Source organism: Pelagibius sp. CAU 1746 (assembly GCF_039839785.1).
In the GTDB taxonomy this organism is placed as follows: Bacteria; Pseudomonadota; Alphaproteobacteria; order Kiloniellales; family Kiloniellaceae; genus Pelagibius.
On the sequence record NZ_JBDOQT010000001.1, the window covers coordinates 1,434,663 to 1,451,569 of the forward strand.

The following is a 16,907-nucleotide window of genomic DNA, read 5'->3' on the forward strand; positions in this document are numbered from 1 at the left end:
CTTGAAATGAAAAAGTGGTTGCTCGCAGGTGCCGCCGTGCTCCTGCTGTCGGGTTCAGCCGTCGCTCCGGCGCTGGCGCAGGTAAAGCAAGGCGGTTCCATGACCGTCACCTACAAGGACGACGTGTCGACGCTGGACCCGGCCATCGGATACGATTGGCAGAACTGGTCGATGATCAAGAGCCTCTTCGACGGCCTGATGGATTACAAGCCGGGCACCACCGAGCTGGTGCCGGATCTGGCCGAGAGCTACGAGATCTCCGGCGACGGCATGACCTATACCTTCAAGCTGCGCAAGGGCGTGAAGTTCCACAATGGCCGTGAAATGACGGCCAAGGACGTGAAGTACTCGCTGGAGCGCGTGGTCGACCCGGCGACCCAGAGCCCGGGCGCCGGCTTTTTCGGCGCCATCAAGGGTTTCGACGCTGCCTCCTCGGGCGATGCCAAGGGGCTGGAAGGCGTCGAGGCGGTCGACGATTCGACGGTGAAGATCGTGCTGTCGCGGCCGGATGCGACCTTCCTGCATGTCATGGCGCTGAACTTCGCGCATGTGGTTCCCTCCGAGGAGACCGAGAAGCACGGCGCGGACTTCGGCAAGCACCCGGTCGGGACCGGCGCCTATAAGCTGGCGGAGTGGACCCTGGGCCAGCGCGTCGTCTTCGAGCGCAACAAGGACTACTATCACGAGGGCCTGCCGCGTCTCGACCAGATCGTCTTCGAGGTTGGGCAGGAGCCCATCGTCGCCCTGCTGCGCCTGGAGCGCGGCGAGGTGGACATCGCCGGCGACGGCATTCCCCCGGCGAAGTTCCTGGAGACCAAGAACAATCCCAAGTTCAAGGACCTGATCGTCGAGGGCAGCCAGTTGCACACCGGCTACGTCACCTTGAACGTGAAGACGAAGCCCTTCGATAACCTGAAGGTCCGCCAGGCCGTGAACATGGCGATCAACAAGGATCGCATCGTGCGCATCATCAACGGACGCGCCGTGCCGGCCAACCAGCCGCTGCCGCCGCTGATGCCGGGCTACGACGAGAGCTACGAGGGCTTCTCCTACGATCCGGCCAAGGCCAAGGCGCTGCTGGCCGAGGCAGGCTTGGCCGACGGCTTCGAGACCGAGCTCTTCGTCGCCAACACCGACCCGCAGCCGCGCATCGCCCAGGCGATCCAGCAGGATCTGGCCGAGATCGGCATCAAGGCGGAGATCAAGTCCCTGGCCCAGGCCAACGTCATCGCCGCCGGCGGCGAGGCCGACCAGGCGCCGATGATCTGGTCCGGCGGCATGGCCTGGATCGCGGACTTCCCCGATCCCTCTAACTTCTACGGCCCGATCCTGGGCTGCGGCGGCGCCGTGCCGGGCGGCTGGAACTGGGCCTGGTACTGCAACGAGACGCTGGATGCCCGCGCCATCAAGGCGGACTCCATGGCCGATCCTTCCCAGGCCGCGGCGCGCATCGAGGAGTGGAAGAAGATCTTCACGGAAATCCAGGATGAGGCCCCCTGGGTGCCGATCTTCAACGAGCAGCGCTTCACCATCCGCTCCAGCCGTCTCGACGGGCCGGAGGGGATCTTCGTCGATCCGGTGCACATTCCGGTTCACTACGACTACGTTTACGCAAAGGACGCGCAGTAACCATGTGCAAAGCCCATGACTACACCATTCATGGCACGCACCATCATTTCGGGTGGGATCGTTCGATCCCACCCGTCATGACCGTCGCGCCCGGCAGCACCATCGAGTTCGAGTGCCTGGACGCCTCCGGCGGCCAGCTCACCAAGGACTCCACGGTGGATGACGTTGCCGGGCTCGATTTCGGCAAGGTGAACCCGGTTACCGGCCCGGTCTTCGTCGAGGGCGCCGAGCCGGGCGATGCCATCAAGGTGACGATCCATGAATTCAAGCCCTCCGGCTTCGGCTGGACGGCCAACATTCCCGGCTTCGGCCTGCTGGCCGACCAGTTCGGCGAGGCGGCCCTCAACATCTGGAAATACGACGCCGCCGGTCTCGCTCCGGCGCTTTACGGGCCGGGCGGCAGGGTGCCGCTGAAGCCCTTCGCCGGAACCATCGGCCTGGCGCCGGCGGAGCCGGGACTGCATTCCGTGGTGCCGCCGCGGCGCGTCGGCGGCAACATGGACATCCGCGACCTGGCGGCGGGCACCGAGCTCTATCTGCCGGTGGAAGTCGCGGGAGCGCTGTTCTCCATCGGCGATACCCACGCCGCCCAGGGCGACGGGGAGGTCTGCGGCACCGCCATCGAAAGCCCGATGGATGTGGTGCTGACGCTCGACCTGGTGAAGGACGCCGGCCTCAAGATGCCGCGCTTCACCACGCCGGGCCCGGTGACCCGTCATCTGGACGAGAAGGGCTACGAGGTGACCACCGGCGTCGGCAGCGACCTCTTCGAGGGCGCCAAGGCGGCGGTCTCCCAGATGGTGGACCTGCTGGCGGCGCGTCACGGCATGGCGCCGGTCGAAGCCTACATGCTGTGCTCGGTCTGCGGCGATTTGCGCATCAGCGAGATTGTCGACCAGCCGAACTGGATCGTGTCCTTTTACTTCCCGCGTGTCGTGCTGGATTGATGGGCGCGGGCCGGGCCGATCCAATGCCCTCGGGCGCGGGGGCGAGCAGTGCCAGGAAGGTGCTGTCGCTGCGCAGCCTGGCGGTCGCCGTGGCCACCGAGGAGGGGCCACGGCGGGTCGTCGACGATGTGAGCCTCGATCTGTACGAAGGCGAGACTCTCTGCATCGCCGGCGAATCCGGATCGGGCAAATCGATCACGGCGCTCTCGCTCATGGGGCTGCTGCCCGAGGGCGCCGGGGTCGCCGCCGGAGAGGCGTGGCTGGGCGACAAGAACCTCTTCGCCCTGCCGGAGCGCGAGATGCTGAAGGTGCGCGGCGGCGAGGTCGCGATGATCTTCCAGGAGCCCATGACCTCTCTGAACCCGGTGATGACCGTGGGCACGCAGCTTGTCGAGGCCCTGCGCGCCCACCGCGACCTCTCCCTTCCCGCGGCCCGGCAGGAAGCGGTGCGGGTGCTGGAGGCGGTGCGCATCTCGGAGCCGGTGCGGCGTTTCCGCCAGTATCCCCATGAGATGTCCGGCGGCATGCGCCAGCGCGTGATGATCGCCATGGCGCTGTGCTGCAATCCCAAGGTATTGATCGCCGACGAGCCCACCACGGCCCTGGACGTCACCATCCAGGCGCAGATCCTGGCGCTGATGGAGGACCTGCAACAGGAGTTCGGCACCGCGATCCTGTTGATCACCCACGACATGGGTGTGGTGGCGGAGATGGCCGACCGGGTCGTCGTGATGAATCAGGGCCGCGTGGTCGAGGCCGACGGGGTGGAGAGCCTCTTCCAGGCCCCGAGGCAGGCCTATACGCGAAAGCTTCTGGCGGCGGTGCCGAAGCTGGGCAGCATGGCAGGGCGCGACCGCCCGCTGCGCGCCCGGAGCGAACGCAAGGAAGCGGCGCCTGCGCCGGTGGTGCGGGTCCGCGATCTCACCGTGCGCTTCGACATCGTCGGTGGCCTGTTGCAGCGTCCGCAGCGCCGCGTGCATGCCGTGGAGCGCATATCCTTCGACATCGCCGCGGGCGAGACCCTGGCTCTGGTCGGCGAGTCGGGCTGCGGCAAGTCGACGACCGGCAAGGCGCTGTTGAACCTGGTGCCCTGGGAGGGCGAAATCGCCATTGCCGGCCGCGATATCGCCGGCCTCTCGGCAACCCGGATGGCGCCGGTGCGCCGAGACATTCAGATGATTTTCCAGGACCCTTTCGCCTCGCTGGATCCGCGCATGACGGTCGGGCGCCTGGTGGCGGAGCCTCTTGTCATCCACAAGATGGCCCAGGGTCGGGAGCTGGAGGACCGGGTGGTGGAGCTGTTCCGCCGGGTCGGTCTCGGTGCGGACGCAGTCCGTCGCCACCCCCACGAGTTCTCCGGCGGCCAGCGCCAGCGCATCTGCATCGCCCGCGCCTTGACGCTGAATCCCAAGGTCATCGTCGCCGACGAGAGCGTTTCGGCCCTCGATGTCTCGGTGCAGGCGCAGGTTCTCGACCTGCTGCAGGAACTTCAGGACGACCTGGGGCTCTCCTTCCTCTTCATCTCTCACGACATGTCGGTGGTCGAGCAGGTAAGCCACCGGGTCGCGGTCATGTATCTGGGGCAGATCGTCGAGATGGGGCCGCGCGCCGCGGTCTTCGAAAATCCGCGCCATGACTACACCAAGCGGCTTCTGGAGGCGGTGCCCATCGCCGATCCGACGCGCCGGCGCGGCGACCGCCTGCGTCTTACCGGCGAGGTGCCGAGCCCGGTGCGGAGCCTCGACTTCACGCCCGACTACGTCCGCCTGCACGACTTCGGCGGCGGCCACTTGGCCGCGGTCTAGGCAGCCGCGGTCACAAAGGTCAGACGCCGGGGCGTTCTATTCCTCGAACAACGGTGGCGTCTTGTCGTCGGACTCCACGCCTTCCACCGAGCTGCGCTTGTCGGCGGGGGTGCTCTCCTCGATATCCACCGGCTCCTCCTCCAGCAGCGAGGGCGACTCGTCGCTGCCCTCGCTGTAGCTGTAGGGCCGCTTCGGCCCCTTGCCCTTGCGGGGGTCGGCTGCGGCACAGGTCATGGCGTCCCTCCTTCCCGGTCCGGGAGCAGCAAGGCAGCGGCACAACGCCGCCACCTTCATGTGGGTCAGGACCCGAGTATGCGCCCTTTCACCAGCCGGTGCAGCAGCCAGGTCGCCAGCAGCGCGAGGACGAGCAGGACAAGGGCGGTCAGGCCATTGTTCAGCAGATCCGGCGCGGCGACCAGCACCACGGCGAGGCCCAGCATCATCAAGCCCGACAGCAGCTTCAGCACGCGGCCTTCGCCGGCGCTCAGCTTGCGGCTGCCCAAGGCGAAGGTGAAGACGACGACGATGGCCAGCAGCGGCAGCACGTAGACCAGGTTGTAGAACGCCAGGTAAAGGTAGTAACCGCCGGTCGAAAGCTCGTTCAGCGTCAAGGCCCGGGTGTAGACCAGGGGGAAGCCGGTGGAGCACAGCAGTTCGTAGGTGTTCGCCGCCAGGGCCAGGACGACCGTGCCGGCCAGCATCGCCGGCAGGCTGTCGGCCGCCAGCAGGCCGCGCATGCGCGCGAAGAGCTCCGGCTTGCGTCCTTCGGGGATTTCCAGCGAGGGGCCCCGTCCGGCCAGGAAAAAATCCTTGAGATTGATGACCGCCAGCGCGCCGGCGACAAGGCCGGCGATCAGGGTCACCGCGCGCAGCCCCTCCAGCACCAGGAAGAAATGCAGCCAGGCGGCCATGAAGACGAAATAGAGCAGGCCGGAGAACAGCACGAAGACGCCGCCGACCAGAAGCATGCGGCGGCGGCTGTGGGCGTGGGCCAGCAGGCTCAGCAGGAACAGCAGCACGAAGAAGGCGCAGGGGTTGAAAGCGTCGACGCCGCCCAGCACCAGGGTGAGGACGGGCAGGGAAAGCTGTCCGGCCTGCAGGGCGCCGAAGAAGGGCAGGGCGACCTCCTGCGCCGGGGGCTCCGCCGCCTTCAGCTCGGTAGCCTTCAGCTCGGCCGCCACATCCTGTTGCAACAGCTCATGGCAGTAGTCGGCGGTGGCGGCCAGGACTCCTCCCGTGCTCTCGTCGAAGCCCACGATCATCTGGCCGCAGAGGAAGAAGGCGGGCACGCCCAGAATCTCCTCGTCCAGGGCGGCGGCGAAATCGGCGAAGAGGGCGCGGTTCTCCGCCGAGGAGTCCACTTCGTAGGATTCCAGCTTCAGCCAGGGCCGCCGCAGCAGCAGCCCCGGCAGGAAGCGCTCGGCCTCGGCGCAATAGGGGCAGGTCGCGGAATAGAAGAAATGCAGCGAGATTTCGACCTCGCCCTTGGCATCGGTCCGGTACCAGGGGTTCTCCCCGCCATCCTGGGCCGCGGCCGGACCCGCGGTGACGAAGACGACGGCCAGCAGCAGGAAACAGAGGGCGAGTTTCCTCACGGCGGTCATGCCGCTGCGGGACATCGAGGTCCCCCGGCGGCGATCAGCCCGCCGCAAAGGGCGCCACCTCGATCTTGTTGTGGACCCGGTCGACGCCGAAGACGTACCAGGCATCGCACTCCGCCATCTCGCGCTCGCTTTCGCTCGGCACCAGTCCGGCCAGGGTGACCACGGCGTCGACGGTGCCGACGATGATCTGCCCGGCGTTGACGAAGGGGTCCTTCTCCAGGGCCATGCGCACGGCGCCGGTGATCTCCGCGTCGTTGTCCGCCTCCTCGGGGGTGATGCCCAGGCCGTTGACGACGTCGCGGCTGCCCGGCACCCACCAGGCCAGCACGCCGGCCAGGCGCTTGAACTCCAGGCCCGGCACCTCGCCGTCCAGCGTCACCACCCCCTCGGCGACGGAAAGCCGGATCCAACCGCGTTTGCGCTCGGCCGGGTCGCGCAGGATCTTTTCCCCGCCCTTGACGATCTCCGACAGCGCCAGTTCGGCGAAGGCCGGCTCCTGTTCCAGCGCGCGGCTCACCAGATCGCGGATCTCGCCGTCCTCCAGGCGCTCGGCCGGGGCGACGTGCAGGCGGTCGACGATGCCCGTCACGCCCGGCACCGCGGCGGCCAGCTCGAGGGCCAGCTTCTTGGCGGCGATATCCGGCATCTCGCCTTCCAGGGTCAGGGTGCCGGCGTCGAATTCCATGTTGCCGTGCGGTGCCTTGGGGCCAATGCGCGGCGCGCTGCGCCAGGTGCGGCGGACGGCGTTGAGGACGTCTTGCGGGGTCGGTGCGCTGGACATGGAGCGGCTCTCCCTGGGCCAAGGTGGTGCTATGCTGCGGCGGCGGCGGGCTGCCCACATTGACGTGGGTCAAACGCCGCGGCAAGGCAGCACAGGAGCCCCGTGACGATGCAAGCTCACACCGTGGAAGACAAGGAAGAGGCGTTGGAAACGGCCGCCTTTCACATGGTGACGGGAATTCCCAAGGCCACCGCCGACCTGCCCGTGGCGGTGGTGGAGGAGGAGTTGCGCGGCCATCGCTTCGACTGCGCGGATTGCATCTTCGTGACCGACGGCGAAGGGCGCTTCACCGGCGTCGTGCGCATCAACGACCTGCTGGCCGCCGCGCCCGAGGAGGAAATCGGCGGCATCGTCGAGGAACGCCACGGCACCGCGCAGTTGGACGACGATCAGGAACACATCGCCCTGCTGGCCATGGAGAAGGACATGATCGCGGTGCCGGTACTGGACAGGGCGGGCCGGCTGGTGGGCGCGGTGCCGCCGGAAGCCCTGCTCGACATCCTGCGGCACGAGCACATGGAGGATCTGCAGCGCCTGGCGGGTATCCAGCGTCACGCCGACGGCGCGGCCGAGGCCTTGCAGGCGCCGATCCACGACCGCGTGCGCCGCCGCCTGCCCTGGCTCGTCGTCGGCCTGCTGGCATCCACGGCGGCGACGGCGGTGGTCGCCCTTTTCGAGGAAACGCTGAATGCCAACGTCACCGTCGCCTTCTTCGTGCCGGCGCTGGTCTACATCGCCGGGGCCATCGGCACCCAGGCGGTCTCCGTGGCGGTGCGCGCCCTCTCGGTGGTGGAGGTCGGGCTGCTGCGCCTGGTGCGCGACGAGCTGATCATCGGCCTGACCATCGGCCTGGCCATGGGCGCGCTCTCGGCCTTGCCGGTCTATCTGGTCTTCGGCGACGGCCCTTTGGCCGTGGCGTTGGGACTGGCGGTGCTGGGCGCGGGCACGGTGTCGGCGGTGGTCGGCTTCGGTCTGCCCTGGGCCTTCCAGCGCCTCGGCTTCGACCCGGCGCTGGGCAGCGGCCCGGTCTGCACCATCATTCAGGACGTGGCCAGCCTGGCCATCTACTTCGCGCTGGTGACGCTGGTGGTCGTCTAGGTCCGGGAGGACCTGCGCAGGACCCCCGGAAGGCCTGGGCCGGATGCCAAGGCCTTCGGACATTCCACTTTCGAGGGAACTGTGTCAGACTTCTGGCGAAAGATGCGGACTCTCTGATCCAGTGCTTCTTGCGGCAAGACACGGCGGGGCGGCATGACGGATACCGGCGACGGGGGCGCCAGGGCGCGCGAAAGCGTAGCCAAGTGCCTGGATCTCATCCTTGACGACCATTTCGAACTGCGTGAGCTCCTCGACGACCTGAGCAAGGCCGTGGCGGCGGGCGACACGGCTTTCGCCAAGCAGGTTCTGCTGCGGTTCCAAGTCTGGATGGAGCGGCACTTCGCCATCGAAGAGGACGCCATGCGCAGCTTTGGCTTTCCGGATTACGAGGCGCACCGCGGCCACCATGAGAGCCTGCGCGACAGCCTCGCCGCCATCGACCGTTTCCTGCTGCTGGACGAGCCGGGCGCCCTGCATGACGGCGTCGTCGACTACGTCGAGCAGACATTAACGCACGTCGAAGAGCTTGACCGGCCTTTGGACGCCTTCCTGCGTGCCGCGATGCCTTGAAGCGGGCGCCTCAGCCTTTCCAGCCGCGCGATACCTTCACCGCTTCGGCGAACCTGGCCAGCAGCTCGCCGCGCGTCGCCGCCGGGCGCACCGCCTGTACCGCGCCGCCTTCGGTCACGCCGTGGCCGCAGGCCAGGGCGGCCAGCCTCGCCGTTCCGCTGCCGGTCAGTTCGGCGTTGGTCGAGACGTTCAATTCGCGCTCCAGGATGTCGGCCAGGAACTGCAGGAAGTAGGGATTGGCCGACATGCCGCCGTCGACGGACAGCGGGCCGCTGGCCGGCAGCAGGCTGGACATCGCCTGGACCACCTCGGCGGCGCGGCAGGCCACCCCCTCCAGGATGGACTTCATCAGCTCCGCCGGCCCGTGGTCGATGGAAAGGCCGACCCAGGTGCCGCGCGCCCGGCGGTCCCAATGCGGACAGGCCAGACCGGAGAGCGCGGGCACGAAGGCGAGGCCCGCTTCCAGGGACGGCGGCCCCTCCAGGCGGTTCAGCCAGTCGAAATCCTGGAACAGGCCGAGCCCGCGCCCCCAGTTGACCGCGGCGCTGGCCGAATAGACGCCGCCGTCCAGGGCGTAGACCGGTTCTTCGCCCGCAAGCTGCCAGGCCACGGTGGGCAACAGGCCCTTGTCCGGCGCGCGCAGGATCTCGGCGCCGGTCAGCATGAGGACGAAGGCGCCGGTGCCGAAGGTGATCTTCACGTCGCCGGCCTTGCGGCAGCCGTGGCCGTAGAGCGCCGCCTGTTGATCGACCAGGCTGGCGGTCACCGGGACCGCCCTGCCCGCGACCTCCAGCGCGCCGAAATCGCCGGTGGTGGGCACGATCTCCGGCAGAGCCTCGATCGGCACGCCGAAGAGGCGGCAGAGTTCTTCATCCCAGAGGCCGCTTGCCAGGTTCATCAACGAGGTGCGCGAGGCGGTGGTGATGTCGGTGACGCAGCGTCCGGTCAGGCGGTCCAGGAAGAAGGCGTCGGTGGTGCCGAGGCGCAGCTTGCCCTTGTCGAGCAGCCGCTTTGCTTCGGGCAGGGTCTCCACGATCCAAGCCAGCTTGGCGGCGGAGAAGTAGGCGTCGAGCGGCAGGCCGGCGCGTTCCAGGGTCAGCGCTTCGGCGCCGTCGCGCTTCAGGATCTCGAGGGTCTCCGCCGTGCGGCTGTCCTGCCAAACGATGACCGGTGAGACGGCCTCTTTGGTTTCCGCATGCCAGGCGAGGCAGCTTTCCCCTTGGTTGTCGATCCCGAAGGCCTCCGGCGCCTCGACCGCTTCGGCGCAGGTGCGGATACTGGCGATCAGTTCCTCCGGGTCATGCTCGACCCAGCCGGGCTGCGGATAGATCTGGCGGTGCTCCACCGCTTTGACCACGCGCGCGGCGCCGCCGGCTTCCAGGGCCAGGGCGCGGGTGCTGGTGGTGCCTTGATCGATGGCGGCGATGGTCATGTCAGGCGACCTCGGAGAAGCTGAGGGAAAGAGTGCCGCCACGCACCTTGCGGGCGACCTCGTTGAGCGGCAAGAGCACCCGGCGCTCCGGCAGGGCCGACAGGGTCTTCGACCAGACGACGGTGTCGCCGTCGCGCGCCTCCAGCCGTCCGGCGGCGGCACGCGTCATCCGTAGCTGCAGAGGGGGCAGGGCGCCCTCGGTGAAGGGCAGGGCGATGCGCTGGGGCAGCGCCAGCTTGATTGCCGGGTGATCGGCGACGATCTTCAGGTGGCGCTCGGCGGGCGGCAGCCGGCCGGCCAGGCTGTCGGCCAGCACGTCGCCGGCGGCGACGCCTTCACGCCAGCTCCAGCCGGCGGTCTCCACCGGGCGCAGCAAATTGCCGGCGGCGAAGAAGTCGGGATCGGAACAGCGGCCGAACTGGTCGATGACCGGGCCGCCGCTGCCCCCCTTATCCGTGGCGTCGAGTTCCAGGTGGCCCAGGCGGCAGAGCGTCGCCTCCGGCGTGAAGGCGCCGGTGACGATGACGCCGTCGCAGGCCAGTTCCTGCTCCGCGCCGCCGGGCCCGCGCAGGGTGACGCCTTCGACCCGGCGCTTGCCGTGAATGGCGAGCAATTCGGTGCCGAGATGCAGCGGGATGCCGGAGAGGAGCGGCAGGGCCTGGAAGAAGCTGCGCGCGGTGATTCGCTCGCCTGCTTCGATCATGGCCGCGGGGCGGATGCCCGCGTGGCGGCAGGTGAGAATGGCGGAAAAGGAAACCAGTTCGCTGCCCAGGATGACCGGGCGCGCGAAGGGGCGCTTGCCGGCCAGGTAGACCATGGACTGTAGCGCCCCGGTGGAGACCACGCCCAGCGGGCGCTGGCCGCCGATGAAGCGCGCGGCGCGGCTGGTCTCGCGCACGCCGGTGGCCAGCAGGACTTTCCTGGCGGACAATTCGCTCAGATCCTCGGGCGTCGATAGAGTCAAGCGCGGCCCAGGGGCGATGGCGGTGACGGTTGTCTGCGGATAGATCTCGACGCCGGCCTTCTCGGCGCGGGCCACCAGGCGCCGGGCGTAGTCGGGGCCGCGCAGCAGGCGGTGGAACTCGCGCAGGCCGAAGGGGTAGTGGCCGCAGTGGCGCGGGATGCCGCCGGCCCGGGGCTCGCGGTCCAGCACCGCGACCGAGGCGACGCCGCGTTCCTTCAGCCGCGTCGCGGCGGCGAGGCCGGCCGGGCCGCCGCCGACGACGGCCACCTCGACCGCCTGCGGCAGGGTCTTGCGATCACCCCGCATCGCCTTCGTCCTCCGCCAGCGGTTCTTCAAAGCACCCTTCCGTGATCTGCGAGAGGGCGCCCAGGCAGTAGAAACCCTGGCAGCGTCCCATGGTGGCACGGGTCCGGCGCTTCAGGCCGGCGAGGCTGCGCGCGGCCAGCGGGCCGTCCAGAGCCGCCTCGATCTCGCGCCGGGTCACCAGTTCGCAGTGGCAGACGATGCCGCCGTTGTCCGGCCGGGCCCAGGCGCGCTCGGCGTAGTCGGTCAGCACGCCGGCCCGGGGCCAGGCGGCTTCCTGCGGCGGAGTGTAGCTGTCGCCGAAGGAGACCAGCAGGCGGTGGACCTCGCGCGCCAGGCCGAGGGCGCTGCTGAGCCCCGTCGAGCGGATGCCGCCGACGGTGACGTAGCGTTGCGCCGCGCGCGCTTTCACCTGGTAGTCCTTGTCCTCGCTGGCGGGGCGCAGGCCGGCGTAGGTGGCGGTGACGGGCATCCCGGCCAGGGCCGGCAGCATCTCGATGCCTTTGTCGCGCAGCATCTTCAGCGTTGCGCCGTCGGTCGAGGCGTCGTCGCGGCTGTCCTGGTCCTCCGCGGTCGGCCCCACCAGCAGATTGCCGAAGCTGGTGCGGCAGATGACCACGCCCTTGGTCTTGGCGGTCGGCACCGGCAGGATGATGGCCTCGGCGAGGCTGGCCGCCGCCTTGTCGAAGACCACGAACTGGCCCTTGCGCGGGCGGATGGTGAAGCTGGCCTCGCCCAGCAGGCGGCGGTCGACGATATCGCCGTACAGCCCGGCGCAGTTGACGACGGCGCGGGCCCGCAGCGGCCCGCCGCCCGTCTCCAGGTCCCAGGCTTCCCCGTCGAAAGCGCCACCCAGCACCTCGCAGCCGCGCCGGCAGGCGGCGCCGTTCTCCAGGGCCTGCCGCAGGTAGGCGGTGGGGGCGCTCCAGGGGTCGATGACGTACTCGCGCGGCACGCGGAACCCAGCCCGGACGCGGGGCGAGAGATTGGGCTCCAGGGCCAGGATCTCGGCCCGGCTCAGCGCCGCGACGTCGTCGACCCCGTTGGCCCTTGCCTGCGCCATCAAGGCGGGCAGCCGGGCCTCCTCCTCTTCGTTCCAGGCCAGCACCAGGGCGCCGCAGGCGAGCAGAGGCAGATTCAGCCGCTCGCGGATTTCCAGGTATTCCCGGTAACCGGCGGCGATGCAGCGCTGCTCCAGGGAGTCCGGCGGCGCATCGAAGCCGGTGTGCAGGATGCCGCTGTTGCCTTTGCTGGCGCCGTCCAGAATGTCGCTGGCCTTTTCGATCACCACCACTTTGGCGCCTTCAAGGGTCAGCCGCCGCGCCACGGCGCAGCCGACGACCCCGGCGCCGATCACCGCGGCGTCGAAGGTCTCACCGCGTTGCGCCGGATGGTCTGCCGGGGCGTCGGGCATAACGGAGGCGTGGTCCTCGTGGCTGGCGGCGGCGGGGAGCATCCTCACGGCGCCGGCGGCTTTCGGAAATTACACTTGCCCCGTAAGGAGCAGACGCCTACCGTACTTGAGATTGCCCTTTCGGTCAATAAAATGCCAAACATATGGGCGCAGAATATTTGAGCAAAAACAATAAGATAATAGATATTTTGTGGATTCGGGCATTGCATATGGATGCCTGGAGGCGCACATTTTCGGGTCGTTCCGGCGGGGGCCGCTCTTGACGGCAAAAACGAAGAGCAAGGCGCGTTTTCTCGGCCCCAAGCTGCGCCGGGAGAAGATCGCCGAGGCGGTGCGCCGCCACGGCAAGGTCAGCGTCGAGCAGCTTGCGCTCCGCTTCAAGACCTCCCACGAGACCATTCGCCGCGACCTCGCCGCCCTGGCGGAGACCGGCAGCATCCAGAAATTTCACGGCGGCGCCAAGCTGCCCGGCCGCCAGGAAGAGGGGCCGTTCCGCGAGCGCATGGTCCTCAACGCGGTGGCCAAGCGCGTGATCGCGGAAAAGACGGCGCGCCTCATCGCGCCCGGGGACACGATCTTCATCGACACCGGTTCCACGACCCTGATGTGCGCCGAGGAGATCGCGAAGATCGGCGGCCTGACGGTGATCACCAATTCCACACGCATCGCGGCGGTGATGTCCGGAGGCGGCAACCGAACGGTGATTTTTCTGCTGGGGGGACGCTTCGACGGCGATAATCAGGAAACCGTCGGCCCGACGGCGATTTCGGAGATTCAATCGTTCCATGCGGACCACGCCCTGATTACCATCGGTGCCTTGGACGCGGCGGCCGGCGCCACGGACTTCAACTTCGACGAGGCCCAGGTGGCCCGGGCGATGATGGAGAACGCCGATAATCTGATCGTGGTGGCCGATGCGTCGAAGTTCCAGCGCCGGGCGGCCTTCGCGGTCTGCCCGCTGGAGCGCATCGGTGCGCTGGTCTGCGACCGCGTGCCGGCGGGCGCGCTGGCGGGGGAACTGGCGGCGGCGGGGGTATCCGTTCATTGAAGCGCCGAAGCCTCGATGGACGCTTTGATTGCGGGGGATGGTGACCAAGGAATTAGAGAGACATCTACCGGCCGGGCGCGCAGCCGCGCCAGAGGGGCATCCTCTCGGGAGGTTTTCCAGGGCGGCCGGTACGTGTGACGGGCTTCCCCGAGTTCGCATCCAAGTAGGGCGAGACTTCGGGTCGGATCGAAAGGTCGCGTTGGGGGAGGCTGGCTGAGAAAGTGAATCCGTATGAAACAGGAGAAGGCAATGACGAAGAAGTCACAACCTAACAAGGCAGGGAAGGCGGCCGACAAGACGGTCAACACGGGGCGCCGTTCGTTCTTGAAGAACGCCGGTGTCGGCGGTACGGCGGTCGCCGCCTCCACCCTGGCGGCCCCCTACGTTCACGCCCAGAGCGGGCCGATCAAGTGGCGTCTCCAGACCTATTCGGGTGCACCGCTGGGCGCTCACGTCATCAAGCCGCAGATCGAAGCCTTCAACAAGGCGGCGAACGGCGAGATGGAGATCGAGCTCTACTACGCCGATCAGCTGGTCCCGACGTCCGAGCTGTTCCGCGCCCTGCAGAACGGCACCATCGACGCGGTGCAGAGCGACGACGCCACCATGGCCTCGCCGGTCGACATATCCGTCTTCGGCGGCTATTTCCCGTTCTCCACGCGCTACAGCCTGGATCTGCCGGTGCTGTTCCAGCGCTATGGCCTGAACGAAATCTGGAAGGAGGCCTATGACGAGGTCGAAGGTGTCGAGTGGCTGAGCGCCGGCGCCTGGGACCCCTGCCACATCTTCACCAAGGAGCCGATCAACTCCCTGGCCGACATGAACGGCAAGCGCGTCTTCGGCGTGCCGACCGCCGGCCGCTTCCTGGCCCGCTACGGCCTGATCCCGGTCACCGTTCCCTGGGACGACGTGGAAGTCGCCATCCAGACCGGCGAGCTGGACGGCGTCGCCTGGTGCGGCTTCACCGAGGCCTACGAGGTCGGCTGGGCCGATGTCTGCAACTACGCACTGCTGAACAACGTGACCGGCGCCTGGTGCGGCTCCTATTTCGCCAACACCGATTCCTGGGCGAAGGTGCCGGATCACCTGAAGGAGCTGTTCCTCATCTCCGTCGACCAGTCGCACTACTACCGTCAGGTCTGGTACTGGGGCGGCGAGGCGCAGCTGCGCGCCGAGGGCAACAAGATGGAGCTGACCACCATCCCCGCCGAGGAGTGGGATCAGGTGGTCAAGGACGCCGAGCAGTTCTGGGACGAGATCGCTTCGATCTCCCCTCGCGCCGCCCGCGTCGTCGAGATCTACAAGAAGTACAACGCCACCATGGACAAGGTCGGCGTTCCCTACCGCTACTCCTGATCTTTCGGATCGGCGAGTTTCCAAAGGGCGGCCGCCGGAGCGATCCGGCGGCCGCTTTTACTTTCCGGCGCTTGAGGCAGGTCAATGACCTTGGCTCCGCGAAAGGGCATCGATTAGCCTTCCGGGGCTGACTCTGAAGAAGGAGTGATGCGATGCCCTCTCAAGCGAAGAACAAGGGTGCGGCGGGTCTCCCGGCCCCGCACCCGGCAGAGGAAGATTTTTCTGCCCAGGGGTTCGAGAGCCTGGTGCAGGCCAACGCCAAGGCGGCCGAGATATGGCTGGAATCCTGGGCTAAGCTGGCCGGCGAGTCGGCCGGCTTCGTGACCCGGCGCTGGAAACAGGATCTCGACCTCGTCGAGAAGATCTGCGCCTGCAGGACACCGGTCGAACTGCTGAGACTGCAGAGCGAGTTCATGCAGCGGGCCCTGGTCGACTATATGAAGGAAGCCACGCGCCTGGGCGACATGGAGACTGAGGCGGGAGTGTCGGAGATCGAGGTTCTCGACCAGGGCCTGCGCGGCGCCGGAGGCGAGAGGAAGCGCGCGAAGCGAAAGTGAGCAGGCTGCGATGAGGGACGACGAAACCGGCGCCGTGTCGGGGCTGCCGGAAGAGCTGGATCCGCTGCACATCACGCGTGAGCAGTTCAATCGCGCGCGCGCCCACCTGGAAGGTTTCAAGCGCGGCCTCATAGAGTTCTTCGAGGTGCCCAAGCGCACCATCTCGGTCTGCTTTCCCGTGGAGATGGAAGACGGCTCGGTACGCACCTTTCACGGCTACCGCGTGCTGCACAACCGGGTCATGGGACCGGGCAAGGGCGGCATCCGCTATCACCCGGAGCTGACCCGGCGCGAGGTCGCGGCCCTGGCGGCGCTCATGACCTGGAAGTGCGCCATCGTGAAGGTGCCTTTCGGCGGCGCCAAGGGCGGCGTGGTCTGCGATCCGAAGGAGCTGACCGAGACCGACCTGCGGCGGATCACGCGCCGGTTCATCCACGAACTGGGCGACAACATCGGGCCGCACACCGACGTGCCGGCGCCGGATCTCTACACCAACGAACAGACCATGGCCTGGATCTACGATACCTACGATGTCCTGCATCCGGGCAGCAACAACCGGCCGGTGGTGACCGGCAAGCCGCTGGACCTGGGCGGCTCCGTCGGGCGGCGCGAGGCGACGGGCTACGGCGCCTTCCTGGTGACCGAACGTTTTCTGGAGCTGGCGCCGCCGCCGGGGTTCGGCGGCCTGAAGGACGCGCGCGTCGCCATCCAGGGCTACGGCCAGGTCGGCGCCGCCGCGGCCGAGGCGTTCCGCGCGGCCGGCGCCAGGATCGTCGCGCTCAGCGATTCCCAGGGTGCGATCCTGGACGAGAAAGGCCTCGACCTGGAGGCGGTGGCCGCCCACAAGCGCGAGCACGGCACCCTGGTCGGCCTGCCGGAGAGTCGCACTCTCACCAACGAGGATTTGCTGGCCCTCGACTGCGATATTCTCATTCCCGCGGCGCTGGGCAACCAGATCCGCAGCGACAACGCCGCGGCGGTCCGGGCCAGGCTGATCGTGGAGGCGGCCAATGCCCCAGTCACACCAGCAGCCGACGACATTCTCTGCGCCCGCGGCGTTACCGTGCTGCCGGACATTCTGGTGAACGCCGGCGGCGTGACGGTCAGCTACTTCGAGTGGGTCCAGAACATCGAAAATTCGGAGTGGGACTTGGAGGAGGTGAACCATCGTCTGCGCCACCGCTTGCGCCGCGGCGTCGACAGCGTGGTGGAGTGCCTTCAGGAGATTAAGGGCGGCGCAACCCTGCCGCTGGAGAACTCGGGCGAAGCCGCCGCGCAAAGCGAGAGCGGCGCGAAGCCGGCGCCGGTGAAGCGTCCGCCGGACCTGCGCACCGCCGCCCTGGTGGTGGCCGTGCGCCGGGTCGCGCGCGCCACCCTGAAGCGCGGCATCTGGCCCTAG

General features: G+C 68.1%; 15 protein-coding genes. 9 read left to right on the forward strand and 6 right to left on the reverse strand.

Going from position 1 to position 16,907, the window contains the following annotated elements; all coding sequences use genetic code 11:
• Nucleotides 1–6: 6 nt before the first annotated feature.
• From AAFN88_RS06895 to AAFN88_RS06905, 3 genes are read left to right on the forward strand one after another with little or no spacing between them, the layout of a single operon-like run.
• Entirely contained in the window at nt 7–1,629 is a 1,623-nt protein-coding gene (locus AAFN88_RS06895; RefSeq protein WP_347519303.1) for an ABC transporter substrate-binding protein, read from the forward strand.
• A 2-nt stretch (nt 1,630–1,631) separates the two neighbouring features.
• Complete coding sequence (locus AAFN88_RS06900; RefSeq protein WP_347519305.1) at nt 1,632–2,576, forward strand: acetamidase/formamidase family protein; 945 nt, start codon at nt 1,632–1,634, stop codon at nt 2,574–2,576.
• 23 nt (nt 2,577–2,599) lie between these two features.
• Entirely contained in the window at nt 2,600–4,381 is a 1,782-nt protein-coding gene (locus AAFN88_RS06905) for an ABC transporter ATP-binding protein (protein ID WP_347519307.1), read from the forward strand.
• 36 nt (nt 4,382–4,417) lie between these two features.
• Here AAFN88_RS06905 and AAFN88_RS06910 read toward each other — a convergent pair whose 3' ends face one another.
• From AAFN88_RS06910 to AAFN88_RS06920, 3 genes are all read right to left on the reverse strand, one after another.
• Entirely contained in the window at nt 4,418–4,615 is a 198-nt protein-coding gene (locus AAFN88_RS06910; protein ID WP_347519310.1) for a hypothetical protein, read from the reverse strand.
• A gap of 65 nt (nt 4,616–4,680) precedes the next feature.
• Nucleotides 4,681–6,000, reverse strand: a complete 1,320-nt coding sequence (locus tag AAFN88_RS06915) for a hypothetical protein (RefSeq protein ID WP_347519311.1) — start codon at nt 5,998–6,000, stop codon at nt 4,681–4,683.
• Nucleotides 6,001–6,019: 19 nt separating this feature from the next.
• Nucleotides 6,020–6,766: a BON domain-containing protein gene (locus AAFN88_RS06920; protein WP_347519313.1), complete on the reverse strand. Its 747-nt coding sequence runs from the start codon at nt 6,764–6,766 to the stop codon at nt 6,020–6,022.
• 108 nt (nt 6,767–6,874) lie between these two features.
• On the opposite strand from AAFN88_RS06920, the gene AAFN88_RS06925 reads away from it, so the two are divergent.
• Both AAFN88_RS06925 and AAFN88_RS06930 read left to right on the forward strand, forming a co-directional pair.
• Nucleotides 6,875–7,864, forward strand: coding sequence for a magnesium transporter (locus AAFN88_RS06925; protein ID WP_347519315.1), 990 nt, complete (start codon nt 6,875–6,877; stop codon nt 7,862–7,864).
• Between the two features lie 153 nt (nt 7,865–8,017).
• Nucleotides 8,018–8,434, forward strand: a complete 417-nt coding sequence (locus AAFN88_RS06930; RefSeq protein WP_347519316.1) for a hemerythrin family protein — start codon at nt 8,018–8,020, stop codon at nt 8,432–8,434.
• A gap of 10 nt (nt 8,435–8,444) precedes the next feature.
• Here AAFN88_RS06930 and AAFN88_RS06935 read toward each other — a convergent pair whose 3' ends face one another.
• From AAFN88_RS06935 to AAFN88_RS06945, 3 genes are read right to left on the reverse strand one after another with little or no spacing between them, the layout of a single operon-like run.
• Nucleotides 8,445–9,866 (reverse strand): FGGY family carbohydrate kinase, encoded by a 1,422-nt coding sequence (locus tag AAFN88_RS06935; protein ID WP_347519317.1) that lies wholly within the window; start codon nt 9,864–9,866, stop codon nt 8,445–8,447.
• Between the two features lies 1 nt (nt 9,867).
• Nucleotides 9,868–11,136, reverse strand: a complete 1,269-nt coding sequence (locus AAFN88_RS06940) for an FAD/NAD(P)-binding oxidoreductase (protein WP_347519319.1) — start codon at nt 11,134–11,136, stop codon at nt 9,868–9,870.
• A complete protein-coding gene (locus AAFN88_RS06945) occupies nt 11,126–12,589 on the reverse strand; it encodes an NAD(P)/FAD-dependent oxidoreductase (protein WP_347521645.1) in 1,464 nt (487 codons plus the stop codon). The genes AAFN88_RS06940 and AAFN88_RS06945 overlap by 11 nt, the downstream gene beginning before the upstream one ends.
• A gap of 217 nt (nt 12,590–12,806) precedes the next feature.
• On the opposite strand from AAFN88_RS06945, the gene AAFN88_RS06950 reads away from it, so the two are divergent.
• The 4 genes from AAFN88_RS06950 to AAFN88_RS06965 all read left to right on the forward strand — a co-directional run bounded on the left by AAFN88_RS06950 (nt 12,807) and on the right by AAFN88_RS06965 (nt 16,907).
• Nucleotides 12,807–13,595: a DeoR/GlpR family DNA-binding transcription regulator gene (locus AAFN88_RS06950; RefSeq protein WP_347519321.1), complete on the forward strand. Its 789-nt coding sequence runs from the start codon at nt 12,807–12,809 to the stop codon at nt 13,593–13,595.
• A gap of 249 nt (nt 13,596–13,844) precedes the next feature.
• Complete coding sequence (locus tag AAFN88_RS06955) at nt 13,845–14,951, forward strand: TRAP transporter substrate-binding protein (protein WP_347519322.1); 1,107 nt, start codon at nt 13,845–13,847, stop codon at nt 14,949–14,951.
• Nucleotides 14,952–15,103: 152 nt separating this feature from the next.
• Nucleotides 15,104–15,508: a phasin family protein gene (locus AAFN88_RS06960; RefSeq protein WP_347519323.1), complete on the forward strand. Its 405-nt coding sequence runs from the start codon at nt 15,104–15,106 to the stop codon at nt 15,506–15,508.
• 10 nt (nt 15,509–15,518) lie between these two features.
• Nucleotides 15,519–16,907 carry a Glu/Leu/Phe/Val dehydrogenase gene (locus AAFN88_RS06965; RefSeq protein WP_347519325.1) on the forward strand — a complete coding sequence of 463 codons (1,389 nt, stop codon included), beginning with the start codon at nt 15,519–15,521 and terminating at the stop codon, nt 16,905–16,907.